This is a genomic window from Thiocapsa sp. C2-2m (assembly GCF_041903745.1).
GTDB lineage: Bacteria > Pseudomonadota > Gammaproteobacteria > Chromatiales > Chromatiaceae > Thiocapsa > Thiocapsa roseilacustris.
Genome location: NZ_JBBWVD010000008.1, coordinates 26,901 through 46,601, shown reverse-complemented (window position 1 = coordinate 46,601; position 19,701 = coordinate 26,901). Strand labels below are relative to the sequence as shown.

Genomic DNA, 19,701 nt, shown 5'->3' with positions numbered 1-19,701 from the left:
ATACCTCTGATGCTCCGTAGCTGCGCACGTCGGCAGCTCGCTCTGATGACCCTCCTGCTCGCGATCAACATGCCGGTCGCCGCCGAGGTGTTCCAGATCGCCGACATCCGCGTGGAGGGCCTGCAGCGGATCGCACCAGGGACCGTCTTCAACTATCTTCCGGTGCAGGTCGGAGATACGGTCGGAGACGGCGTCACCGGCGGGATCATTCGCTCGCTCTACCAAACCGGCTTCTTCGACGATGTTCGCGTCGAGCGCGAGGGCAACGTCCTCGTTCTCTGGGTCCGCGAGCGACCGGCGATCGCCTCGATCGACATTACCGGCAACCGCGACATCGACACTAAGGCGTTGACGGCTGCCTTGGCCGACATCGGGCTCAAGGAGGGACGCGTTTTCGATCGGTCGGTGCTCGATCGTATCGAGCAGGAGCTTGAGAGGCAGTATTTCTCGCGCGGCAAGTACGGTGTGCTGATTCAGTCGACTGTCTCGCCGCTCGAGCGAAACCGCGTCGCGGTTCGCATCGAGATCACCGAGGGACTGACGGCTCGCATCAAGCAGATCAACATCATCGGCAACGAGGCATTCCCCGAAAAGGAGCTGCTTAAGCGCTTCGAGCTTGGCACGACCGGCTGGACCTCGTTCTATTCCAAGAACGACCAGTATTCCAAACAGAAACTCGCCGGAGATTTGGAGTCGCTGCGTTCCTTCTATTTGGACCGCGGCTTTATCCGGTTCGACATCAAGTCGACGCAAGTCTCCATCAGCGCCGACAAGAAAGAGATCTATATCACCGTCGCCGTCGACGAAGGTGAGCCCTACCGCATCAGCGACATCAAGCTCGCGGGCGAGCCATCGATCCCGGCCGAGGAGCTATTCCCTTTGATTCAGCTCAGGCGCGGGGACTTTTTCTCGCGCCGGGCGACTACCGAGAGCGCCGAGCGGATCTCGAACCTGCTCGGTGATCGCGGCTACGCCTTCGCAAATGTCAATACCATACCCGAGATCGACGAGGAGGCCCGTGAGGTCTCGGTCACCTTCTTCGTCGACCCGGGTCAGCGCGTCTATGTGCGCCGCGTCAACATGAAGGGCAATACCCGAACCCGCGACGAGGTGCTGCGGCGCGAGATGCGTCAGTTGGAATCGGCCTGGTTCTCGGCCGAGCTGGTCCGCAAGTCGCGTGAGCGACTCCAGCGTCTCGGCTACTTCGAAGATGTCACCATCGAGACGCCCGCCGTGCCGGGTTCTGCCGATCAAGTCGATGTGGATGTGACGGTGACGGAGAAGCCTGCCGGTAATCTTTCGGCCGGCGTTGGTTACTCCCAGTCGCAGGGTATCCTGTTCAACGCCAGCGTGACGCAGAACAACTTCCTCGGGACCGGTAAGCGCGTGTCGTTCGGGGTCAATACGAGCGAAGCGACCCAGTTCTATCAGATTGCCTATACCAACCCCTTCTATACAGTCGACGGGATCAGTCGAGGCTTCAACGTTTCCTATCGCGAAACAAATTTCGACGAGCTGATCGGTGCGGATTACGCGACCGATGTCGGCGTGCTCGGCATGAACTTCGGTCTGCCGATTTCCGAGACCAGCCGGGCCGGACTGGGTGTGCGGTATCAGTATACGAACTTCATCGCGGGCAACACCTCCGAGTTGGCCCAACAGTTCGTCGAAGACAACGGCAACGTCTTCAACGACTTCGTTCTATCCGCCAGCTACACGAACGACAGTCGCGACACGGCGATCTTCCCGACTCAAGGCGGTTTGCGTCTCTTGAGGGCCGACCTGACGGTTCCGGGCAGCGATCTCCAGTATTACAAGCTGACCTATCAGGAGCAGGTCTATGTCCCCTTGACCTCTCGGTTCGTGGTGTCCTTGAGCGGCGATGTTGGCTACGGCGAGGGTTACGGCGAGACCAAGTCGCTGCCGTTCTTCGAGAACTTTTACGCGGGCGGACCGCGGTCCGTGCGCGGGTATGTCGCCAACTCACTGGGCCCTCGCGAGATCGGCGATGACGATCCGGTCGGCGGTAACTTCAGGATGGCCGGTAGCCTCGAGCTATTTGTGCCGGCGCCGGGCGGACCACAGCTCAGTAAGACCTTGCGTCTCGGCGCCTTCCTGGACTTCGGCAACGTCTGGGAAACCAATAGCTCGAATCTTATCGAGCCCACCGGTTTCGATATCGGTGATCTACGTTACTCGACGGGCCTCTCGGCAACCTGGCTGTCGCCGATCGGTGCCCTTTCGATCAGTTTGGCGGCTCCGCTCAACGAAGAAGAGGGCGACGAGACCCAAGTCTTTCAGTTCGGTATCGGACAGACCTTCTAAAGGAGTCAATGCGTGAGGCTGGCTGTTCTTTGGTTGTCGACGATCGCGTTGGTCCCGGTGTCGAGCCTCGTGCTCGCATCGGATTACCGGATCGCAGTCGTCGACCCCAACACTGTCGTCGAGCAGTCGCCGCAGTACGAGGCCGCACGGGCCGCACTTCAGCGGGAAGTCGAAGACCGGGAGCGTATTCTCCGCGAGCAGCAGGAGCAGATCTCTGCGCTGCAAGGCCGCTTGGAGCGCGAAGGTGCCTTGATGAGCGAGAGCGAGATTCAGCGCCTGCAGAACGATATTCGAAGTCGAACCCGGAAGCTCAAGTATGCGAGAGACGAATTTCAGGAAGACTTCGCGTTGCGTCAGAACGAGCTTCGCACCAAGCTCGCCCTGCAGGTTCGCGAGGTGATCGTCGAGGTCGCCAAGGAGGAGAAGATCGATCTCGTCATCAGTGAAGGGCTGGTTTACTTCAGTCCACGCATCGATATCTCGGCGCAAGTCATCGAGCGACTTAAACAGGAGTTTGGCGACAAGTGACGATTCCGTCGGCACCAATTCGGCGCGGTTGGTGACGCCTTGGAGATCTCGCTCGGCGAATTGGCGGACCGTTTGGCTGCTCCATTGCGGGGCGACCGCGATGCGCGCGTCTGCCGTATCGCGTCGCTGATGTCGGCCGACTCAACCGGCCTCAGCTTCCTCGGCGATGGGCGTTTCCGACGCCATCTCGAACACACTCGGGCGGGCTGCGTGATTCTCTCGGACGCCGACGCCGATGCTTGTCGGGTGCCGGTCCTGCTGAGCGACAACCCTTACCTGACGTTTGCGATGGCGGCCAGGATTCTATACCCGCAACCGGCGATCGTCGGCGGCATCCATCGGAGTGCCGTCTTGGATCCGACGGCACGGGTCGACCCGACGGCATGGGTCGGTCCGACCTGTGTTCTGGAGGCCGGCGTGGTTGTCGGTCCACGCGTGTTTCTCGGACCCGGTTGTATCCTCGGCGAAGGGGTCCGGATCGGCGAGGAGAGTCGGTTGGTGGCGCGCGTCACGCTCTGCTCGGGCACGCTCGTCGGCAAACGCGCACTCCTGCACCCAGGCAGCGTGATCGGGCGGGACGGCTTCGGTTTCGCGCGCGACGGCGATCGGTGGGTGCGTATCCCGCAGGTCGGGCGTGCGATCCTGGGCGATGATGTCGAGATCGGCGCCAACACGACGGTCGATCGCGGTGCGATCGGCGATACCCTGATCGGCGACGGGGTTAAGCTGGATAACCATATCCAGATCGGTCACAACGTCGAGATCGGCGAGAATTCGGCGGTGGCCGCGAACACCGGCATCTCGGGATCGACCCGAATCGGTCGAAACTGCACCATCGCGGGCGCCGTCGGGATGGCGGGTCATTTGGAGATCGGCGATGGCGTCCACTTTACTGGAATGGCCATGGTCACCCGATCGGTTTCGGAGCCCGGCTCCTACAGCAGCGGGATTCCGGCCATGCCAAGCGCGGATTGGCGACGCAACGTGGCTCGGTTCAGGCGTCTGGACGAGCTTGCGCGACGCATCAAACAACTAGAGACACGTATCGATACAATGAACGAAACAATTGGGCGGGAGGCTACCTAGCATGGAGGGATCGAATCCCACGCCGACGGATTCTGGTTTGCGTCTTGACCGCTCGGAGGACGTTGTGAGCACAATGGACATCCATAAGATATTGAGCCTCTTGCCGCACCGGTATCCTTTTCTATTGGTCGACAAGGTCATCGACTACAAGGTGAACGACTATCTGCTCGCCTTGAAGAACGTCTCATACAACGAGCCCTTCTTTACGGGGCATTTCCCGGTGCGCCCGGTGATGCCCGGCGTGCTGATCATCGAGGCGCTCGCGCAGGCGACCGGTTTGTTGGCAATGGCCTCGCGCCCGGACGAGGTCGGCAACAAGCTGTATTACTTCGTCGGTATCGACAAGGCGCGATTCAAACGCCCCGTCGAGCCGGGCGATCAGTTGATTCTGGACGTGAAGCTCGGACCCGTGCGTCAGGGGATCTGGAAGTTCGACGGCGAGGCGCGCGTGGACGATCGCCTCGTGGCCAGCGCCGAGATCATGTGTACGGCCCGAGATTTTGCTGCTTGATTCACCCGACCGCCTTGGTTGACCCGGGGGCGGCTCTGGATTCCGATGTGGAGGTCGGTCCCTTCGCCGTCATCGGTCCGGATGTCGAGGTCGGTGCGGGGAGCCGGATCGGCCCCCATGCCGTGATCAAGGGTCCGACCCGGATCGGGCGCGACAATCGGATCTTTCAGTTTGCGAGTGTCGGTGAAGACCCCCAGGACAAGAAGTACGGCGGCGAGACGACGCGCCTCGAGATCGGCGATCGCAACCAGATCCGCGAGTTCACGACGCTCCATCGCGGCACGGTCCAAGACCGGGGTGTGACCCGGATCGGCAACGACAATCTCCTCATGGCCTATGTCCACGTGGCACACGACTGCCGAATCGGCGACAACGTCATCATGGCCAACGCCGCCTCTCTGGGCGGCCATGTCGAGATCCAGGACTGGGCTATCCTCGGCGGCTTTACCATCGTCCACCAGTTCTGCAGGATCGGCGCCCACGGTTTCTGTGCCATGGGTTCGGTTCTGAGCAAGGACGTTCCTCCCTACGTGACCGTCGGCGGGCATCCGGCCGAGCCCCGGGGAATCAACGCCGAGGGATTGCGGCGCCGTGGGTTTTCAGACCTCGCCATTCAAGCGATCAAGCGTGCCTATCGCACGCTCTATATGGGAAATCTGAAGCTCGCCGAGGCGATCGCCGAGTTGACTCGGATGTCCACGGAGATTCCCGAGATCGCCGCCATGGCGGACTTCATCGGCGACAGCAGCCGCAGCATCGTGCGCTGATGTTGCGGATCGGGATCGTCGCGAACGAGGCGTCGGGCGACATCTTGGGTGCCGCTTTGGCGCGCGAGATCCGCAAACGGATCCCCGATGTCCGCTTCTTCGGCGTTGCCGGCCCGCGGATGCAGGAGGAGGGCTGCGAGACCCTCTTCCCCATGGAACGGCTCTCCGTGATGGGGCTCATGGAGGTTCTCGGACAGCTGCGCGAGCTTCTCGGACTCAGACGCGAGCTGGTCCGCTATTTCGTCGAGAATCCCCCGGATGTCTTTATCGGCGTGGATGCGCCCGACTTCAATCTCGGTCTCGAGCGCCGACTGCGCGGGGCAGGGATTCGCACCGTCCACATGGTCAGTCCGACCGTCTGGGCCTGGCGTCCGGGTCGGGTCAAGTCGATCCGCCGCTCCGTCGATCTCATGCTGAGCGTCTTCCCGTTCGAGGAGGCATTCCTGCGCGAGCACGGCGTGCCGGCACGCTATGTCGGTCATCCGCTTGCAGACGAGATCCCGGTGGAGAGCGATCGGGTCGGTGCGCGACGGGCCCTCGGTCTGCCGCAGGCCGGATCCTTGGTCGCCCTGCTGCCGGGCAGTCGGATAGGTGAGGTCGAGCGTCTGGCCGGTCCCTTTATCGAGACCGCCGCGCGTTGTTTTGCCGCCCGCCCGGACCTGCGGTTTGTCGTCCCCTTGGTCAACGCCCGGTTGCGCGAGCACTTCTGCCAAGTCTTGGCACGGCTTGCCCCCGATCTCCCGATCACTCTGGTCGACGGGCGCAGTCGCGAGGTCCTAGCCGCGGCCGATGTCGTGCTGACCGCATCGGGCACGGCAACCCTGGAGACCCTCCTGTCCAAACGCCCGATGGTCGTCGCCTATCGCGTCCATCCGATCTCCTATCACCTGGTCAAACAGCTCGGTCTGGTCAAGGTGCCCTACATCGCCATGGCCAACCTCCTGGCCGAGAGGGAGTTGGCGCCCGAGTTTATCCAAGACCTCTGTCGCGCCGACTTATTGGCGCCGGCCGTCCTGGCGTTTCTGGATGATACGGGGCGCGTCGCCGAGATCCAGGCCGAGTATCGGCGGATCCATATTCGGTTGCGAAAGGATGCCGCCGCGAGCGCGGCCCAGGCAGTCCTTGAATTGATCGGGGATTGAATCGCGTCCGATACAGTCCGTGCCGTCGTGTCGTGGATTCACCCTTGAATGTTCCAGCGGCCCCGGCGGGGATGCGATTCAAGACTATTTTGGTTTTTCTCACTAAAACCGCGTCGAGTAAAAGGCATTTGATGGCCTTGAGAATGCGGATATGAGGCAAACGTCGTTGATCACACCGGACGCGGTTTTATGGGTTGCGGGAGTCGACGAGGCGGGGAGGGGGCCACTTGCCGGGCCGGTCAGCGCCGCGGCGGTGATCTTGGATCCGGCTCGCCCGATCCCGGGCCTCGACGATTCCAAAAAACTGACCCCTGCTCGGCGCGATGCCTTGGATCTGGAGATTCGCGAGCGCGCTCTGGCTTGGGCTGTCGCTTGGGCCAGCGCGGAGGAGATCGACCGGATCAATATCCTCCAGGCGTCCATGCTGGCAATGCAGCGTGCGGTCGCGGCCTTGTCGATCCGACCCCGACGTGTTCTGGTCGACGGTAACCGCTGCCCCGACGTCGGTTGCGAGGCTCGTGCCGTGATCGGCGGTGACGGCTTGGTCCCCTCGATCGGCGCTGCGTCGATCCTCGCCAAGGTTGCCCGGGATCGGCTCATGTGCGAACTGGACCACGCCTTTCCCGGCTACGGTTTTGCCGGGCACAAAGGCTATCCCACCCGTGTCCACATCGAGGCACTGCGCCGACTCGGGCCCTGTCCGGAGCATAGACGCAGCTTTGGCCCGGTCCGGGCGTTGATCGAGGTTGCCGGCTGATCCGTCCTATCGCAATCGTTTTCGGTTCGCCCGCATTGTGTTGCCGATGAGCGGCTCGGTCGGTCTCATGATGCCTCCATTTCGCGTTCCAGCCGTCGTTTCACGTCATTGGGGGATCCGGTGTGGCGGGCGAGCAGGTCGTAGGCGACCGGGACGACAAACAGGGTAAAAAGCGTGGCCGCGAGGACACCCGCAAGGATGACGGTGCCGATGACGGTGCGGGTCTCGGCGCCCGCACCGCTCGAGAGCAGCAGCGGCAGCGAGCCGGCAGCCGTGGTGATGCCGGTCATGACGATCGGACGCAGACGCACGTCGGCCGCTTCGAGCAGCGCCTCGCGGAACGCCTTGCCCTGGTCGCGCAGCTGGTTGGCGAATTCCACGATCAGGATGCCGTTCTTGGCCGCAAGTCCGACCAGCATGATCAGCCCGATCTGGCTGTAGATGTTGAGTGTTTGTCCGCTCAGCCAGAGGGCAAGCAGCGCACCCGCCATGGCCAGCGGGACCGTCAGCATGATGACGAGCGGATGTATCCAGCTCTCGAACTGCGCCGCCAGTACTAGGAACACCACGAGCAGGCCCAGAACGAAGACGAAGAGGATGTCTTGGTTGCTGGTCCGGAAGTCGCGGCTCTGTCCCTTGAAGTCGATCTGGGCCTGTTCGGGCAGGTGCTCGGTGACCTTGGCCTCCAGATCGCTCAGCGCATCGCCGAGGGACAGTCCGGACTCCAGGTTTGCCTCGATGGTGATGGCACGCAGCCGGTTGTAGCGGTTCAGGCTTTGTGAGTCGGCCGACTCGATCACGCTGACCAGGTTGGACAGGGGGATCAGCTCGCCGCTGCGGTCCGAGCGCACATAGAGGTTTTCCAGGCTCCCCGGCGTGCGCTGCGCGTCGCGCTCGCCTTCGAGGATGACGTCGTATTCCTCCCCGGCCTCCAAGTAGGTCGTCACCTTGCTCGAACCGAGCATGGTCTCGAGCGTGCGTCCGATGTCGCCGATCGTCACCCCGAGATCGGCCGCACGATCGTAGTCGATCTCGACCTTGAGCTGCGGTTTGGTCTCCTTGTAGTCCCAATCGATGCCGATCAGGCCGGGGTTGTCCTTCTCGATCGCCGCGAGGAGCAGATCCCGCCACTGCGCGAGCTCCTCGTAGGTTCCGCCGCCGATCACGAACTGCACCGGTTTCTGGATGCGTGCGCCGAATCCCTGACGCATCACCGGAAAGGCGGTGACGCCGGGCAGGTCGGCGAGCTTCGCACGCACCTCGTCCATGATGATCCAGCCGGAGCGGCGCTTGCCGAACTCGTTCAGCACCATCACCGCCATGCCGGTGTTGAAGAGCGCGGTATTGGAGAAGGTGCGGGGCGCACGCACCAGCAGCCGGATCGCCTCGCCGGATTCGGTGTAGGGCATGAGGCGGCGCTCGATCTCGTCCATGTAGTCGCTCATGTACTGATAAGACGCGCCTTCGGGGCCGTTGATCAGGACAAAGAAGGCACCGCGATCCTCTTTCGGCGCATATTCCTGCGGGATCTGCTCGAACAGCCAGACGGCTGCGCCGAGTGTGCCGATGAAGGACAGCACGACGATCCAGGGCTGACGCAGCAGGAACCGCAGCAGCGTGCCGTAGCCGCGCCGCACCCATTGAAAGACCCAGTCGACCCCGTGGGTCAGGGATGCGCGCCGGTGCGATTGGGGCAGGATCTGCGAGGCGAGCATCGGCGACAGCGACAGGGCGACGAAGGACGAGAAGGCCACCGCCGCGGCCATGGTGAGTGCGAACTCCGCGAAGAGTCGCCCGACATCGCCCTGCAGAAAGGCGATGGGTACGAAGACCGAGATCAAGACGATGGTGGTGGCCACGACGGCGAAGGCGACCTGACGGGTCCCGCGATAGGCGGCGACGAGCCGCGTCTCGCCGTATTGCTCCATCCGGCGATGGATGTTCTCAAGCACCACGATGGCGTCGTCCACGACCAGGCCGATCGCCAGGACCAGCGCCAGCAGGGTCAGGATGTTGACGGAGAAACCGAGTCCGAGCAGGACAGTGAAGGTCGCCACGATCGACACCGGGACGGTCACGGCCGGCACCAGCATCGCGCGTACGCTGCCCAGGAACAGGAAGATGATCAGGATGACCAAGCCGATGGCGATCGCGAGTGTCTTGTAGACCTCCTTGATGGCGTCCTTGACGAACACCGAGGAGTCGAAGCTTTGTTTGATCTCCATGCCTTCGGGCAGGTTGGCGTTGATCCGGGCGGCCTCCGCCTTGGCCGCGTCCGCCACGGCAACGGTATTCGCGGTCGATTGCTTGACCACGCCGATCCCGACCATGGGCACGCCGTTGCCCCGGAAGAAGGTGCGGTTCTCCTCGGTGCCGCGCTCCACCCGTGCCACATCGCCGAGGCGCACTAGATGGTCGTCGCTCCCGCGCGCAAGTACGAGACGGGAAAAATCATCCGGGCCATAGAAGGTGCGGTTCATGCGCACGCTGAACTGGCGGTCGACCGATTCGATGCTGCCGGCCGGGAGCTCCAGGTTCTCGGCGCGCAGTGCGGCCTCGACATCCGAGACCGTCAAGCCGCGCGCGGCCAGTTCGTTGCGGTCGAGCCAGACGCGCATTGCATAGACCTGACTGCCGCCGACCTGGATGCGCGCCACGCCGTCGATGACCGAGAAGCGATCGACCAGATAGCGCGAGGCATAGTCGGTCAGCTCCGGGACGCTCATGCGGTCGCTGACCAGATTCAGCCACATGATGACGTCTTCGTTGCTGTCGACCTTGCGGATGTTGGGCGGCTCCGCCTCTGCCGGGAGCTGATCGAGCACGGCCGAGACGCGATCGCGGATATCGTTGGCGGCCCCGTCGATGTCGCGGTCGATGTTGAACTGGATCGTGATCGCCGAGCGTCCGTCCTCGCTGACGGATTCGACTGTGCGGATACCCTCGACCCCGGCGATGCGGTCCTCGATGAGCTGCGTGATCCGCGTCTCGACGACGTTGGCCGCGGCGCCCGGATAGACGGTCTCGATCGAGACGACCGGCGGGTCGATGTCCGGATACTCGCGCAGCGGCAATCGATCGAAGGCGACCAGCCCAAAGGCGACCAGCAGGAGCGACAGGACGGTGGCGAGGACAGGGCGGGTAACCGAGATATCCGACAGGATCATGCGGCCGGCTCCTTCGCCGCGGTTGGCTCGATCGGGTTGTCGTCCGCGCTCGGGATCTCGATCGGCTGCCCCGGCCGAGCCTTGAGGTGACCGTGCACGATCACGCGATCGCCTTCAGCCAGCCCCTCGCGCACCTCGACCAGCCCCGGCTTGCGTGTCCCGATCCGGACCTGACGCCGCTCGGAGGTCAGACCCTCGTCACCCTCCACGATGACCTGAACGAAGTGATCCTGACCCTGGTGAAGGATCGCGGCCTCCGGGACGACCAATCCGTCGCGCGGATCCACCAGCAGCTCGACTTGCATCAGCAGCCCGGGCTTGAGCGTGCGTTCCGGGTTGGGGATGAGTGCCCGGACCTGAATAGATCGGGTGACCGGGTCGACGCGACTGTCGACGCCCCGCACCACCCCTTCGAAAACCCGATCGCCGTAAGCACGTGCGCGCGCCTCGATCCGCAGCCCCGGTTTAAGATCGTTCATGAAGACGCTCGGGACAGTGAAGTCCACCTTCATGAAGCTGTCGTCGTCGAGTGTCGTGATGGTATCGGCGGGCTCGACCAGGGTGCCGCGGCTGACGTTGCGCAGACCCAGCACGCCGTCGAACGGCGCCTTGATGAGGCGGTCGGATAGGCGCGATTCGATGGCCACCAAGACGGCACGGGCCGTGTCGAGGTCACGCTTGCGCTCGTCGAGGAGCGACTCGGATGCCGCACGCTGGGCAACCAGTGTCTTGACCCGATCGTACTGCCGCTCGGCCTCGTCGACCCGGACCTGCGCCTCGTCGAGCAATGCATGCTGCTCGACGCTGGTGAGCTCGACCAGGATGTCGCCCTCGTCGACCCGTTGGCCGTCGTCGAAATGGATCGCCGAGATGGTCTCGGTGACGTTCGCGGTGATGTTGACCGATTCGTTCGCCTTCAGAGTCCCGAGGGCTTCGACCCGTTCGGTCAACGGCATCGATCGGACGTCCGCAACCAGGACGGCGACGGCAGAGGCAGGACTCGGCGCCGATAGGCTCGCGATGATAACGAAGGGGAAAAAGGCGAGCGTACGGGCGAGGCGTGTTGAAGATGGCATGCATCGAAATCCATGTTGTCGGGCGGGCGCATGCTCAGCGGCTTATTGCCCCATGCCGGCGCGCCGCACGGCGACTCGTGCGGGATCCGACGTCACACGTAGAGGACAGGTGCCGCCGAGACGCGACGAGCCCCGGCGGCGTATCTAAAGGGCAATCAAGCGAATGGTGCTCGGATCTCAGCAGGTCGCAGACCTAGCCTGACCCTTCATCTTGTTGACGATGGCGTAAACGCCGACGTGCCGATTGGGGCTCAGGTGCTCTTGGAGCCGGAGCGCCTCGAACAGTTCCTCGACATCCAATGCCTCGATCTCATCGGGACGTTTTCCGGTGAAGAGCCCGACCAACAGGGCAACGACACCCTTGATAATTGCGGTGTCGCAATCGCCCCTGAAGACCAGGTGTCCGGGTTGCTCCGGGCTCGGGTGCGCGGCAGTGTGGACCAGACTCATACACTCGATGACCCGGTTACGGTCGGTCTTGTCCTCGGTCGGCATCGGCGCCATGCGCTCGCCGATCTCGACCAGATACTGATAGCGCTCGTCCCAATCGCCGAGAAGCTCGAAGTTTTCAAGGATCTCGGTCATTTCGTCGTTGAGCATGAATGCGGACCACTCCGAGTCGAGACTGAGGCGAACTCCGGAAACCTTCATGCCAAGGGCGTAGGTTGTGCCGAGCCGTGCGAGGCACAACCAACCGTCGGCGCAAGTTGTGCTTCCTATCGTCAGCACAACCTACGGGTATGGAGATTTGCGGAAATCGCCTAAGAAGGTTAAAACCAAGCACCAAGCGCGAAAGGCAGCTAGACGTCGGCGGTGCGTAACGCATCGACCGCACGGCACCGTTGATATCCTTAGATCTCGCAACCCGCAAAATCCTGAATCGCGTCGACTCCTGCGCAGTTTGAAGCTTGCTGATGCGAGTCGACGCCAGAACTCGCCATGACGCTCCGGACGCGATTCAGACGCTGAAGGACTCGCCGCAACCGCAGGTATCCTTGACCTTAGGGTTGCGGAACTCGAAGCCCTGGTTGAGCAGGCTGGAGCGCACGAAATCAATCACCATACCGTCGATGCGGCCGAGACTCTCCACGTCGACGACGACCTTCACGCCGTGGCTCTCGAAGATCCGATCGGCCGGATCCACTGCATCCGCGTAGTCGACATCGTAAGCGAAGCCGGTACAGCCACTCTTGCGTGTGCCGACGCGCAGTCCAACGCCGTGTCCCCGCTTGCTGAGCATGCCGGCGACGTGTTTTGCCGCGGCTTCGGTCAGTGTTACTGCCATGAGTTTTGCCCCTTGATCGTTAACGACTCGCCAACCCTGCGAACTAAGCTCCGATCAGGGTTTTTCAACCCCGTTCTCATCGGAGCCCTGCCTCTCGTCGTCGGCGCCTACCTAGGGAACGGCCCCGAATCCCTCGCCACTGTGGTTAGATCGTCTTCCGACGCTCTGAAACGCGACACCAGAGGGCCGTTTGCGGAGACATGACCGCGCCGACTCCCGACGGTGAATACCCCCGATTGGGCGCGGTTCAGTGGCGGTGCTCGGCAGTATCCATGCTCGCTGCCGCGGCCATATCGAGAAGTCCGCGCATCAGCGCGGCGCGGTCACCCGTCGGGAGGGTCTCGATCAAGGCCTGTTTGTCCTCCGGGCTTAGCGGGAGATGGGCGCACAAAAGATTCGTCAGGTCCTTGTCGGCCATCTGCTCGACATCGTCCCAAGGGACCTCTACGCCGCGCAAAGCGCAGTAGGCCTTCAGCGAGGTCAAAAAGCCCTTGCGATCCGCGATCGGGGAGTCGCTCTCCTGATAGTCTGCCGCGAACCGCTCCCAGTCCGCGCGAACCTGCCGATAGCCGTGTTCTTCGGCGATCTCGCTGATCACTTGGAAGCGGCACACCCCGGTTAGTACCAGGACGATTCTGCCGTCGGTCGTCTCGCTGTAGGAGGTGATTCGACCGGCGCAACCGATTCGGTGGATCTCCGGCACCTCCTCGTTCATGGTCTCGCTGGTGGGCTGAATCATGCCGATGAGGTGATTCGATGCCAATGCATCCGTCACCATCTTGACATAACGTGGCTCGAAGATGTTGAGCGGTAACTGCACTCCCGGCAAGACCACGGCGCCGGGCAACGGGAAGATCGGGATCTCGGCGGGTAAGTCGGAGAATTTCGGAAAAAACGGGGTGCGGGTCATCGGCTGCTCCAGCGCCCGAACCCGCGGGAGGTTCCGGCGATGCGGTTGATCGAATGCGACGTCAGAGAGCTAGATGGGGTGTCGGTCGCACTTCCCTAGACGGGTGCGCACTCAACCCGGAGAATCTTTGCCGCCGGGATCCTGCGGGGCGGTCCGATCGTCGAGGCCGGATCCGAGCCGATAGCAAACATGATCGGAGGCGTGCCGATCTCGGTCGTCGGCATGATATACCGAGCGCAGGCCAGCCGCCGATCGCCGAGCGGACCCTCGCCAAGGTGCTGCCGAGCCCGGCAGGGCGGCAGGTCCGCGTCGTGCGGGCTTAAGCGCATCGTTGGTATCGGCATCCGCCGATCTTTGTCCCGATGCTGGAAATCCTGCGACCTGGACGCACCATTGCGAGCGAGCCGGTGATCGATGGTCGCGGTTTTCCCGAGGTTGCGTGACGCGTCCACGGTTCCTCGGGCTCGGCGGTGAGGCATCGAGCCGTTCGGATGACATCCGAGCCCCGAGAAGTCGCCGTTTCGGCTGCACGTGTCTATGGAACCCGATCCGTCAACAACCGAGAGCGAGACTCAGATGTCCCTTCAACCCGCTGGTGCCTACCAGGACGCTGCTGTGCGTGCGGATCTATCGCGCGACTTTAGGCGCGTCCGCGCCCTGACCGAACAGCTGTGCAAGCCGCTCGCGATCGAAGATTACATGCTCCAGACTCGAATCGAGACGAGCCCGCCGAAGTGGCACCTGGCCCATGTCTCCTGGTTCTACGAGACCTTCCTGCTGAGGCCATTCCTGCCCGGCTACCGGGTCTTCCACCCGCGTTTCGAGTATCTCTTCAACAGCTACTACGAGCAGACCGGAACGGGCTTCTGGCCGAGACCCGAGCGGGGACTCCTGTCCCGGCCGACGGTCGCAGAGGTCTACGACTACCGGCATCATGTCGACGAGGCGATGCTCAGACTCATCGACGAGTGTGCGTCGGCCGATTGGCCGACCGTCGCCCAACGTCTGCACATCGGTCTGCATCACGAGCAGCAGCACCAAGAGCTCCTGGTGACCGACATCAAGCAAAACTTTGCCTACAACCCATTGCGGCCCGCCTACCGGGAGGATCTGCCGCACGCCCCGCCGGTTGATCCGGATCCGCTGTATTGGGTTGGTTTCGAGGGGGGGCTGGTCGAGATCGGCACGGGTTCGCAGGGTTTCGCCTACGACAACGAAGGCCCCCGCCATCGGACCTTTCTCGCGCCCTATGCCCTTGCCGATCGCCCCGTGACCAACGGCGAATTTCGACGGTTCATCGACGACGGAGGCTATCGCGATCCGGCCCTTTGGTTATCCGACGGCTGGGCGACGGTCCGCAAGGAGGGCTGGCAATCCCCGCTCTACTGGGAAGAGATCGACGGGGACTGGCAGATCATGACGCTCGGCGGGATGCGCCCGCTGAATCCGGCCGAGCCGGTCTGTCACGTCAGCTACTTCGAGGCCGACGCCTTCGCGACCTGGGCCGGCAAGCGGCTGCCGACCGAGGCCGAGTGGGAGCATGCCGCGGAAGGTGTGTTCGCCAAAGGCAACTTCGTCGGCGAAGGATATCTCCATCCACGCCCTGCCGCGCGCGGCGTCGAGGATCAAGCGGGCGGGCTCAGGCAACTCTTCGGCGATGTCTGGGAGTGGACGGCGTCCGCCTATCTGCCCTACCCGGGTTATCGGGCGGCGGCCGGTGCGCTCGGTGAGTACAACGGCAAGTTCATGTGCAATCAGATGGTGCTCCGCGGCGGATCCTGTGCCAGCTCGCAGGATCACCTACGGGCGACCTATCGCAACTTTTTCTATCCCCAAGAGCGCTGGCAGTTCAAGGGATTTCGACTCGCGGAGACGACACCATGACCCAATTCAGCGCCTTGCAACGCTCCGAGACAGAGCTGTTTCCGCAGGAGACGACAGACCGGGAGGCGGTGAACGCACGCCGATCGCTGCAGACTCCGGGCTCGATTCGGTTCTTCGACTACCGACCGACCCCGGCGGACGTGCGCGCCGAGGTCTTGGAAGGGTTGGGACGTCCGGCCAAGTGTCTGTCGCCGAAGCTCTTCTACGACCAGCGCGGCTCGCAGCTCTTCGACGCCATTACCGAGCTGCCCGAGTATTACCCGGCACGAACCGAGATCGGAATCCTGCGCGAATATGGCTCCGCGATGGCCGACCTGCTCGGGCGGGACAACGTTCTGATCGAGCTCGGAAGCGGGAGCAGTCTGAAGATTCAAACCCTGCTCGCCGCGCTGCAGCCCAGCGTCTACATGCCCGTGGATATCTCCAAAGAGCATCTGCTGGAGTCTGCCCATGCCCTGGCCGAGCGCTTCCCGGGTCTGTCGATCCGCGCCGCCTGCGCGGACTACTCGGCCCCCTTTAGGCTCCCTTTGGAGCCGGACTGGACCGATCTGGCCGCGTTCTTTCCGGGTTCGAGTATCGGCAACTTTGATCCCGACGAGGCGCGCCTTCTCCTCGGGCGTGTCGCGAGCCTGCTCGGTACCGGCGGGCGGCTCCTCATCGGTGTCGACCTTCCGAAGGATCCGGCGATCCTGAACGCGGCCTACGATGATGCCCAAGGCGTGACCGCTGCCTTCAACCTCAACCTCTTGAGCCGGATCAATCGCGAGCTGGAAGGCGACTTCGACTTGGATGCCTTTAGCCACCATGCCTTTTTCAACACCGAGCGCAGTCGCGTGGAGATGCATTTGGTCAGCAGGATCGAGCAACGGGTCGAGGTTGCAGGGGTGCGCTTCGGTTTTCGTGCCGGGGAGACGATTCATACCGAAAATTCGTACAAGTACGGGATCGACGCCTTCCATCGGCTCGCCGGTGATGCCGGCTTCGCTGCCGAGGAGGTCTGGACCGACGAGCAAGGGCTCTTCAGCGTGCACTGTCTGCGTGTCGTGGACGACTGCTCGGGGAGTTGATGTCGACCGCTACGACCCCCGGAGCACGCCACGCGCGGCGCCCGAGTGCGTTGCAACGCCTTGTCGTAGAATCACTGCGACGCCTCGTTGCGACTTGCCGGACACCGCGCGGGATGCACTATTGCGAGCTCGGGCGGTAGACAAGTCGGGAGAGGTTCGGTCGGGTTGCGGGTGGCGAAGCTCCGAGGATGCCCGACAGGATATCCCCGACAGACGCCGGGCTTTTGTCGGTCGGGCTTCGGCAAGGTAGTATCCGAGTCTCGATTCGCACCCTTTTCGCGACGGCCCGTATGGCGGCTGTCCGCACAGAGTAACGCCCGATGAACGCTGTTCCACAAGACCAGGCGCTGGAGCGCGACGTCCAGCTCTTTACGGCACTGCTCGGCGAGGTGCTGCGCGAGCACAGCCGCAAGCGCGTGTTGGTGATCGTCGAGCGTCTGCGCGACGGCTTCATGCAGCTGCGCGAAGGCGACGACCCCGAGCTGCGCGAGAAGCTGATGAAGCGGATCGAGGGGTTGGACGCTCAGACGCTTTCGGAGGTTATCCGCGCCTTCAACATCTATTTCGGCCTAGTCAATACCGCCGAGGAGCTCAACGCCTATCTTGCCCGCATGGATCTGATCTCGGCCGGTCAGCGGCTCTGGGTCGGCTCCTTCGACGATATGGCGCGCGGGCTCAAGGACGACGGGGTGAGCCCGGAGAGCTTCCAGAGCCTGCTTGAGCACCTGATCTATCTTCCGGTCTTCACCGCGCATCCCACCGAGGCCAAGCGACGGACGACCTTGGAGACCTTCCGCCGGATCTTTCTGGTCGGCCAGGATCTGCACCGCAGCAAGCTCAACGACGAGGAGTTGGAGGATCGCCTCCAAGAGATCCTCACCCAGATCCAGATCCTTTGGAAGACCGACGAGGTGCGAATCCACAAGCCGCAGGTCACCGACGAGGTGCGGCAAGGGCTCTACTTCTTCCGCGAGTCGCTCTTCGAGGCCGTCCCCCGGGTCTATCGCTTTCTGGAGAAGGCGGTGCGCCGGGTCTACGGTTCGCAATGCGGGATCAAGGTCCCGAGCTTCATCCGGTTCGGTTCCTGGATCGGCGGGGACCGCGACGGCAACCCCTTTGTGAAGCCCGAGACCACCGAGCTTGCCGTTCGCATGCACGGCGAGCTGGTCCTGGAGCTATATCTCGAGCGCATCCGCAAGCTGCACCGCATGCTCAGCCATGCCAGCTCCATCTGCCAGCCGTCGCCGGCCCTCTTGGACAGCCTCGATTCCGACGAGGACTATTGGGTCGACACGATGGGCCAGAGCCTGCGTCGCTACGTCCACGAGCCCTATCGGCGCAAGCTGGCGATGATGGATCACCGTCTGAGCGCGAATCTCGAGCGTATCCGCTCGCGCATGGCGGGACGGTACGATCCGAGCCAACCGGACGGTTACCCGAGCGAGCGCGGCTTTCTCGGCGACCTCTATCTGATTCGCGACTCGCTGCACCACCACGGCGATGCCAATGCCGCCGCCGGCCCCTTGCAGGATCTCATCCGGCTCGCCGAGACCTTCGGCTTTCACCTGGTTCATCTCGACATCCGTCAGGAATCGATTCGCCACACCCAGGCCGTGACCGAGCTGTTCGCGCGCCAAGCCGGCGCTCCCTACTATCAGGCCTTCGACGAGGAGCAGCGCCTGATGGCCTTGGCGGAGGCCATCGCCCATCCGCACCCCTTCGTGATCGACAAGGCGACCTTGACCCCGGAGACCCGCGAGACCCTGGAGGTCTTCGAGGTGATGGCGCGCATGCGCGCCGAGATCAGCGAGAACTTGTTCGGCCAGTACGTCATCTCCATGACCCATTACGCCAGTCATGTGATGGAGGTCATGCTGTTGGCACGGCTTGCCGGACTCGCCGGCAATGATCGCCAGGGCTGGTTCTGCAAGATCCAGATCTCGCCCCTGTTCGAGACGATCGACGACCTGAATCGGATCGGCGAGGTGATGGGGCGATTGTTCCGGGATCCGACCTATAGCGCGCTGCTGAAGGCATCGGGTAATCAGCAGGAGGTGATGCTCGGGTATTCGGATTCCTGTAAAGACGGCGGCATCCTGGCCTCGAGCTGGCGTCTCTACGAGGCGCAGCGCCGCGTGATCCAGCTCGCCGATGACGAGGGTGTCTCCTGCCGGCTCTTCCACGGACGCGGCGGCACGGTCGGGCGCGGCGGTGGGCCGACCCACGAGGCCATCCTCGCCCAACCCACAGACACGGTGCATGGTCAGATCAAGCTCACCGAGCAGGGCGAGGTGCTGTCGTATCGCTACGCCAATCCGGAGACCGCACGCTACGAGCTGACCCTGGGCATCAGCGGGCTCATCAAGGCCAGCCGCTGTCTGATCGAGCCGCCGCCGGAGGACCGCAAGGACTACCTCGGCATCATGGACGAGCTCGCCCGCTACGGCGAAGATGCCTATCGGAAGCTCACCCAGGAGACCGATGGCTTTCTCGATTATTTCTACGAGTGCACCCCGCTCGACGGCATCGCCCTGCTGAACATCGGCTCGCGCCCGTCACATCGCAAGAAGGCGGATCGCTCCTTGAAGTCCATCCGCGCGATCCCCTGGGTCTTCGGATGGGCCCAGTCGCGTCAGACCTTGCCGGCCTGGTTCGGAATCGGCTATGCCATCGAGCGGTATCGGGGCAACGAGCTCGATCGCCTCGTGAAGCTCCAGAAGATGTATCAGGATTGGCCCTATTTCCGGGCTCTCTTGTCCAACACCCAGATGTCGCTTTTCAAGGCCGAGATGCATATCGCGCGTGCCTACGCCCGCTTGGCCGAGAACCAGGAGCGGGCGCAGGCGATCTACGGCGTTATCGAGGCCGAATACGGACGCACCCTCACTCAGGTCATGAACGTCGCCGGTTTGCGCGGTCTCATGGAGGAGACCCCGGATCTCCAGCACTCGCTGGCGCGTCGCAACATCTATTTAGACCCCTTGAATCACATCCAGGTCTCTTTACTGGAACGCTACCGCGCCGAGCGGGACGAAGAGAAGCGAGAGGAGTGGCTGGATCCGCTGCTGCGATCGATTAATGCGATTGCGGCGGGGATGCGCAATACCGGGTGACGGGCCGCCGATCCGTCCGAGGCAGGTCTGGACTGGTCGGGACCGGGATACCGAATCTGGGATAGACTGTGCTCATAGCACCG

Annotated in this window: 15 protein-coding genes; 10 read left to right on the top strand and 5 right to left on the bottom strand. The window is 63.0% G+C overall.

Annotated elements, in window-relative coordinates:
* Nucleotides 1-9 precede the first annotated feature (9 nt).
* From bamA to rnhB, 7 genes are all read left to right on the top strand, one after another.
* Nucleotides 10-2,325 carry an outer membrane protein assembly factor BamA gene (gene bamA, locus AADX97_RS07650; protein ID WP_374233493.1) on the top strand — a complete coding sequence of 772 codons (2,316 nt, stop codon included), beginning with the start codon at nucleotides 10-12 and terminating at the stop codon, nucleotides 2,323-2,325.
* Nucleotides 2,326-2,343: 18 nt separating this feature from the next.
* Nucleotides 2,344-2,853 (top strand): OmpH family outer membrane protein, encoded by a 510-nt coding sequence (locus AADX97_RS07645; protein WP_374233596.1) that lies wholly within the window; start codon nucleotides 2,344-2,346, stop codon nucleotides 2,851-2,853.
* A 39-nt stretch (nucleotides 2,854-2,892) separates the two neighbouring features.
* Nucleotides 2,893-3,939, top strand: a complete 1,047-nt coding sequence (gene lpxD, locus AADX97_RS07640; RefSeq protein WP_374233492.1) for a UDP-3-O-(3-hydroxymyristoyl)glucosamine N-acyltransferase — start codon at nucleotides 2,893-2,895, stop codon at nucleotides 3,937-3,939.
* Between the two features lies 1 nt (nucleotide 3,940).
* Nucleotides 3,941-4,450 carry a 3-hydroxyacyl-ACP dehydratase FabZ gene (gene fabZ, locus AADX97_RS07635; RefSeq protein ID WP_374233491.1) on the top strand — a complete coding sequence of 170 codons (510 nt, stop codon included), beginning with the start codon at nucleotides 3,941-3,943 and terminating at the stop codon, nucleotides 4,448-4,450.
* On the top strand, nucleotides 4,447-5,217 hold the full coding sequence (lpxA, locus tag AADX97_RS07630; RefSeq protein WP_374233490.1) for an acyl-ACP--UDP-N-acetylglucosamine O-acyltransferase: 771 nt from the start codon (nucleotides 4,447-4,449) through the stop codon (nucleotides 5,215-5,217). The genes fabZ and lpxA overlap by 4 nt, the downstream gene beginning before the upstream one ends.
* The gene (lpxB, locus tag AADX97_RS07625) at nucleotides 5,217-6,359 is read left to right on the top strand and encodes a lipid-A-disaccharide synthase (protein WP_374233489.1); all 1,143 of its coding nucleotides are present in this window, start codon (nucleotides 5,217-5,219) and stop codon (nucleotides 6,357-6,359) included. Before lpxA ends, lpxB begins: the two co-directional genes overlap by 1 nt.
* Before the next feature lie 151 nt (nucleotides 6,360-6,510).
* Nucleotides 6,511-7,116 carry a ribonuclease HII gene (gene rnhB, locus AADX97_RS07620; RefSeq protein ID WP_374233488.1) on the top strand — a complete coding sequence of 202 codons (606 nt, stop codon included), beginning with the start codon at nucleotides 6,511-6,513 and terminating at the stop codon, nucleotides 7,114-7,116.
* 65 nt (nucleotides 7,117-7,181) lie between these two features.
* Here rnhB and AADX97_RS07615 read toward each other — a convergent pair whose 3' ends face one another.
* The 5 genes from AADX97_RS07615 to AADX97_RS07595 form a co-directional block, all read right to left on the bottom strand.
* Nucleotides 7,182-10,283 (bottom strand): efflux RND transporter permease subunit, encoded by a 3,102-nt coding sequence (locus tag AADX97_RS07615; RefSeq protein ID WP_374233487.1) that lies wholly within the window; start codon nucleotides 10,281-10,283, stop codon nucleotides 7,182-7,184.
* Nucleotides 10,280-11,359, bottom strand: a complete 1,080-nt coding sequence (locus AADX97_RS07610) for an efflux RND transporter periplasmic adaptor subunit (RefSeq protein ID WP_374233485.1) — start codon at nucleotides 11,357-11,359, stop codon at nucleotides 10,280-10,282. Before AADX97_RS07610 ends, AADX97_RS07615 begins: the two co-directional genes overlap by 4 nt.
* Before the next feature lie 177 nt (nucleotides 11,360-11,536).
* Complete coding sequence (locus AADX97_RS07605; protein ID WP_374233484.1) at nucleotides 11,537-11,959, bottom strand: SufE family protein; 423 nt, start codon at nucleotides 11,957-11,959, stop codon at nucleotides 11,537-11,539.
* A 358-nt stretch (nucleotides 11,960-12,317) separates the two neighbouring features.
* Nucleotides 12,318-12,644, bottom strand: a complete 327-nt coding sequence (locus AADX97_RS07600) for a HesB/IscA family protein (RefSeq protein ID WP_374233483.1) — start codon at nucleotides 12,642-12,644, stop codon at nucleotides 12,318-12,320.
* 247 nt (nucleotides 12,645-12,891) lie between these two features.
* A complete protein-coding gene (locus tag AADX97_RS07595; protein ID WP_374233482.1) occupies nucleotides 12,892-13,554 on the bottom strand; it encodes an LON peptidase substrate-binding domain-containing protein in 663 nt (220 codons plus the stop codon).
* A gap of 576 nt (nucleotides 13,555-14,130) precedes the next feature.
* On the opposite strand from AADX97_RS07595, the gene egtB reads away from it, so the two are divergent.
* The 3 genes from egtB (at nucleotide 14,131) to ppc (ending at nucleotide 19,618) form a co-directional block, all read left to right on the top strand.
* Complete coding sequence (gene egtB / locus AADX97_RS07590; protein WP_374233481.1) at nucleotides 14,131-15,438, top strand: ergothioneine biosynthesis protein EgtB; 1,308 nt, start codon at nucleotides 14,131-14,133, stop codon at nucleotides 15,436-15,438.
* A complete protein-coding gene (gene egtD, locus AADX97_RS07585; RefSeq protein WP_374233480.1) occupies nucleotides 15,435-16,505 on the top strand; it encodes an L-histidine N(alpha)-methyltransferase in 1,071 nt (356 codons plus the stop codon). The genes egtB and egtD overlap by 4 nt, the downstream gene beginning before the upstream one ends.
* Before the next feature lie 320 nt (nucleotides 16,506-16,825).
* Complete coding sequence (gene ppc, locus AADX97_RS07580; RefSeq protein ID WP_374233479.1) at nucleotides 16,826-19,618, top strand: phosphoenolpyruvate carboxylase; 2,793 nt, start codon at nucleotides 16,826-16,828, stop codon at nucleotides 19,616-19,618.
* The last annotated feature ends 83 nt before the right edge of the window (nucleotides 19,619-19,701 follow it).

Coding starts and splice junctions, on each gene's coding strand:
- bamA (WP_374233493.1), top strand. CDS start 10: ATGCTCCGTAGCTGCGCACGTCGGCAGCTCGCTCTGATGACCCTCCTG.
- fabZ (WP_374233491.1), top strand. CDS start 3,941: ATGGAGGGATCGAATCCCACGCCGACGGATTCTGGTTTGCGTCTTGAC.
- lpxB (WP_374233489.1), top strand. CDS start 5,217: ATGTTGCGGATCGGGATCGTCGCGAACGAGGCGTCGGGCGACATCTTG.
- rnhB (WP_374233488.1), top strand. CDS start 6,511: ATGAGGCAAACGTCGTTGATCACACCGGACGCGGTTTTATGGGTTGCG.
- AADX97_RS07615 (WP_374233487.1), bottom strand. CDS start 10,283: ATGATCCTGTCGGATATCTCGGTTACCCGCCCTGTCCTCGCCACCGTC.
- AADX97_RS07610 (WP_374233485.1), bottom strand. CDS start 11,359: ATGCCATCTTCAACACGCCTCGCCCGTACGCTCGCCTTTTTCCCCTTC.
- AADX97_RS07605 (WP_374233484.1), bottom strand. CDS start 11,959: ATGCTCAACGACGAAATGACCGAGATCCTTGAAAACTTCGAGCTTCTC.
- AADX97_RS07600 (WP_374233483.1), bottom strand. CDS start 12,644: ATGGCAGTAACACTGACCGAAGCCGCGGCAAAACACGTCGCCGGCATG.
- AADX97_RS07595 (WP_374233482.1), bottom strand. CDS start 13,554: ATGACCCGCACCCCGTTTTTTCCGAAATTCTCCGACTTACCCGCCGAG.
- egtB (WP_374233481.1), top strand. CDS start 14,131: ATGTCCCTTCAACCCGCTGGTGCCTACCAGGACGCTGCTGTGCGTGCG.
- egtD (WP_374233480.1), top strand. CDS start 15,435: ATGACCCAATTCAGCGCCTTGCAACGCTCCGAGACAGAGCTGTTTCCG.
- ppc (WP_374233479.1), top strand. CDS start 16,826: ATGAACGCTGTTCCACAAGACCAGGCGCTGGAGCGCGACGTCCAGCTC.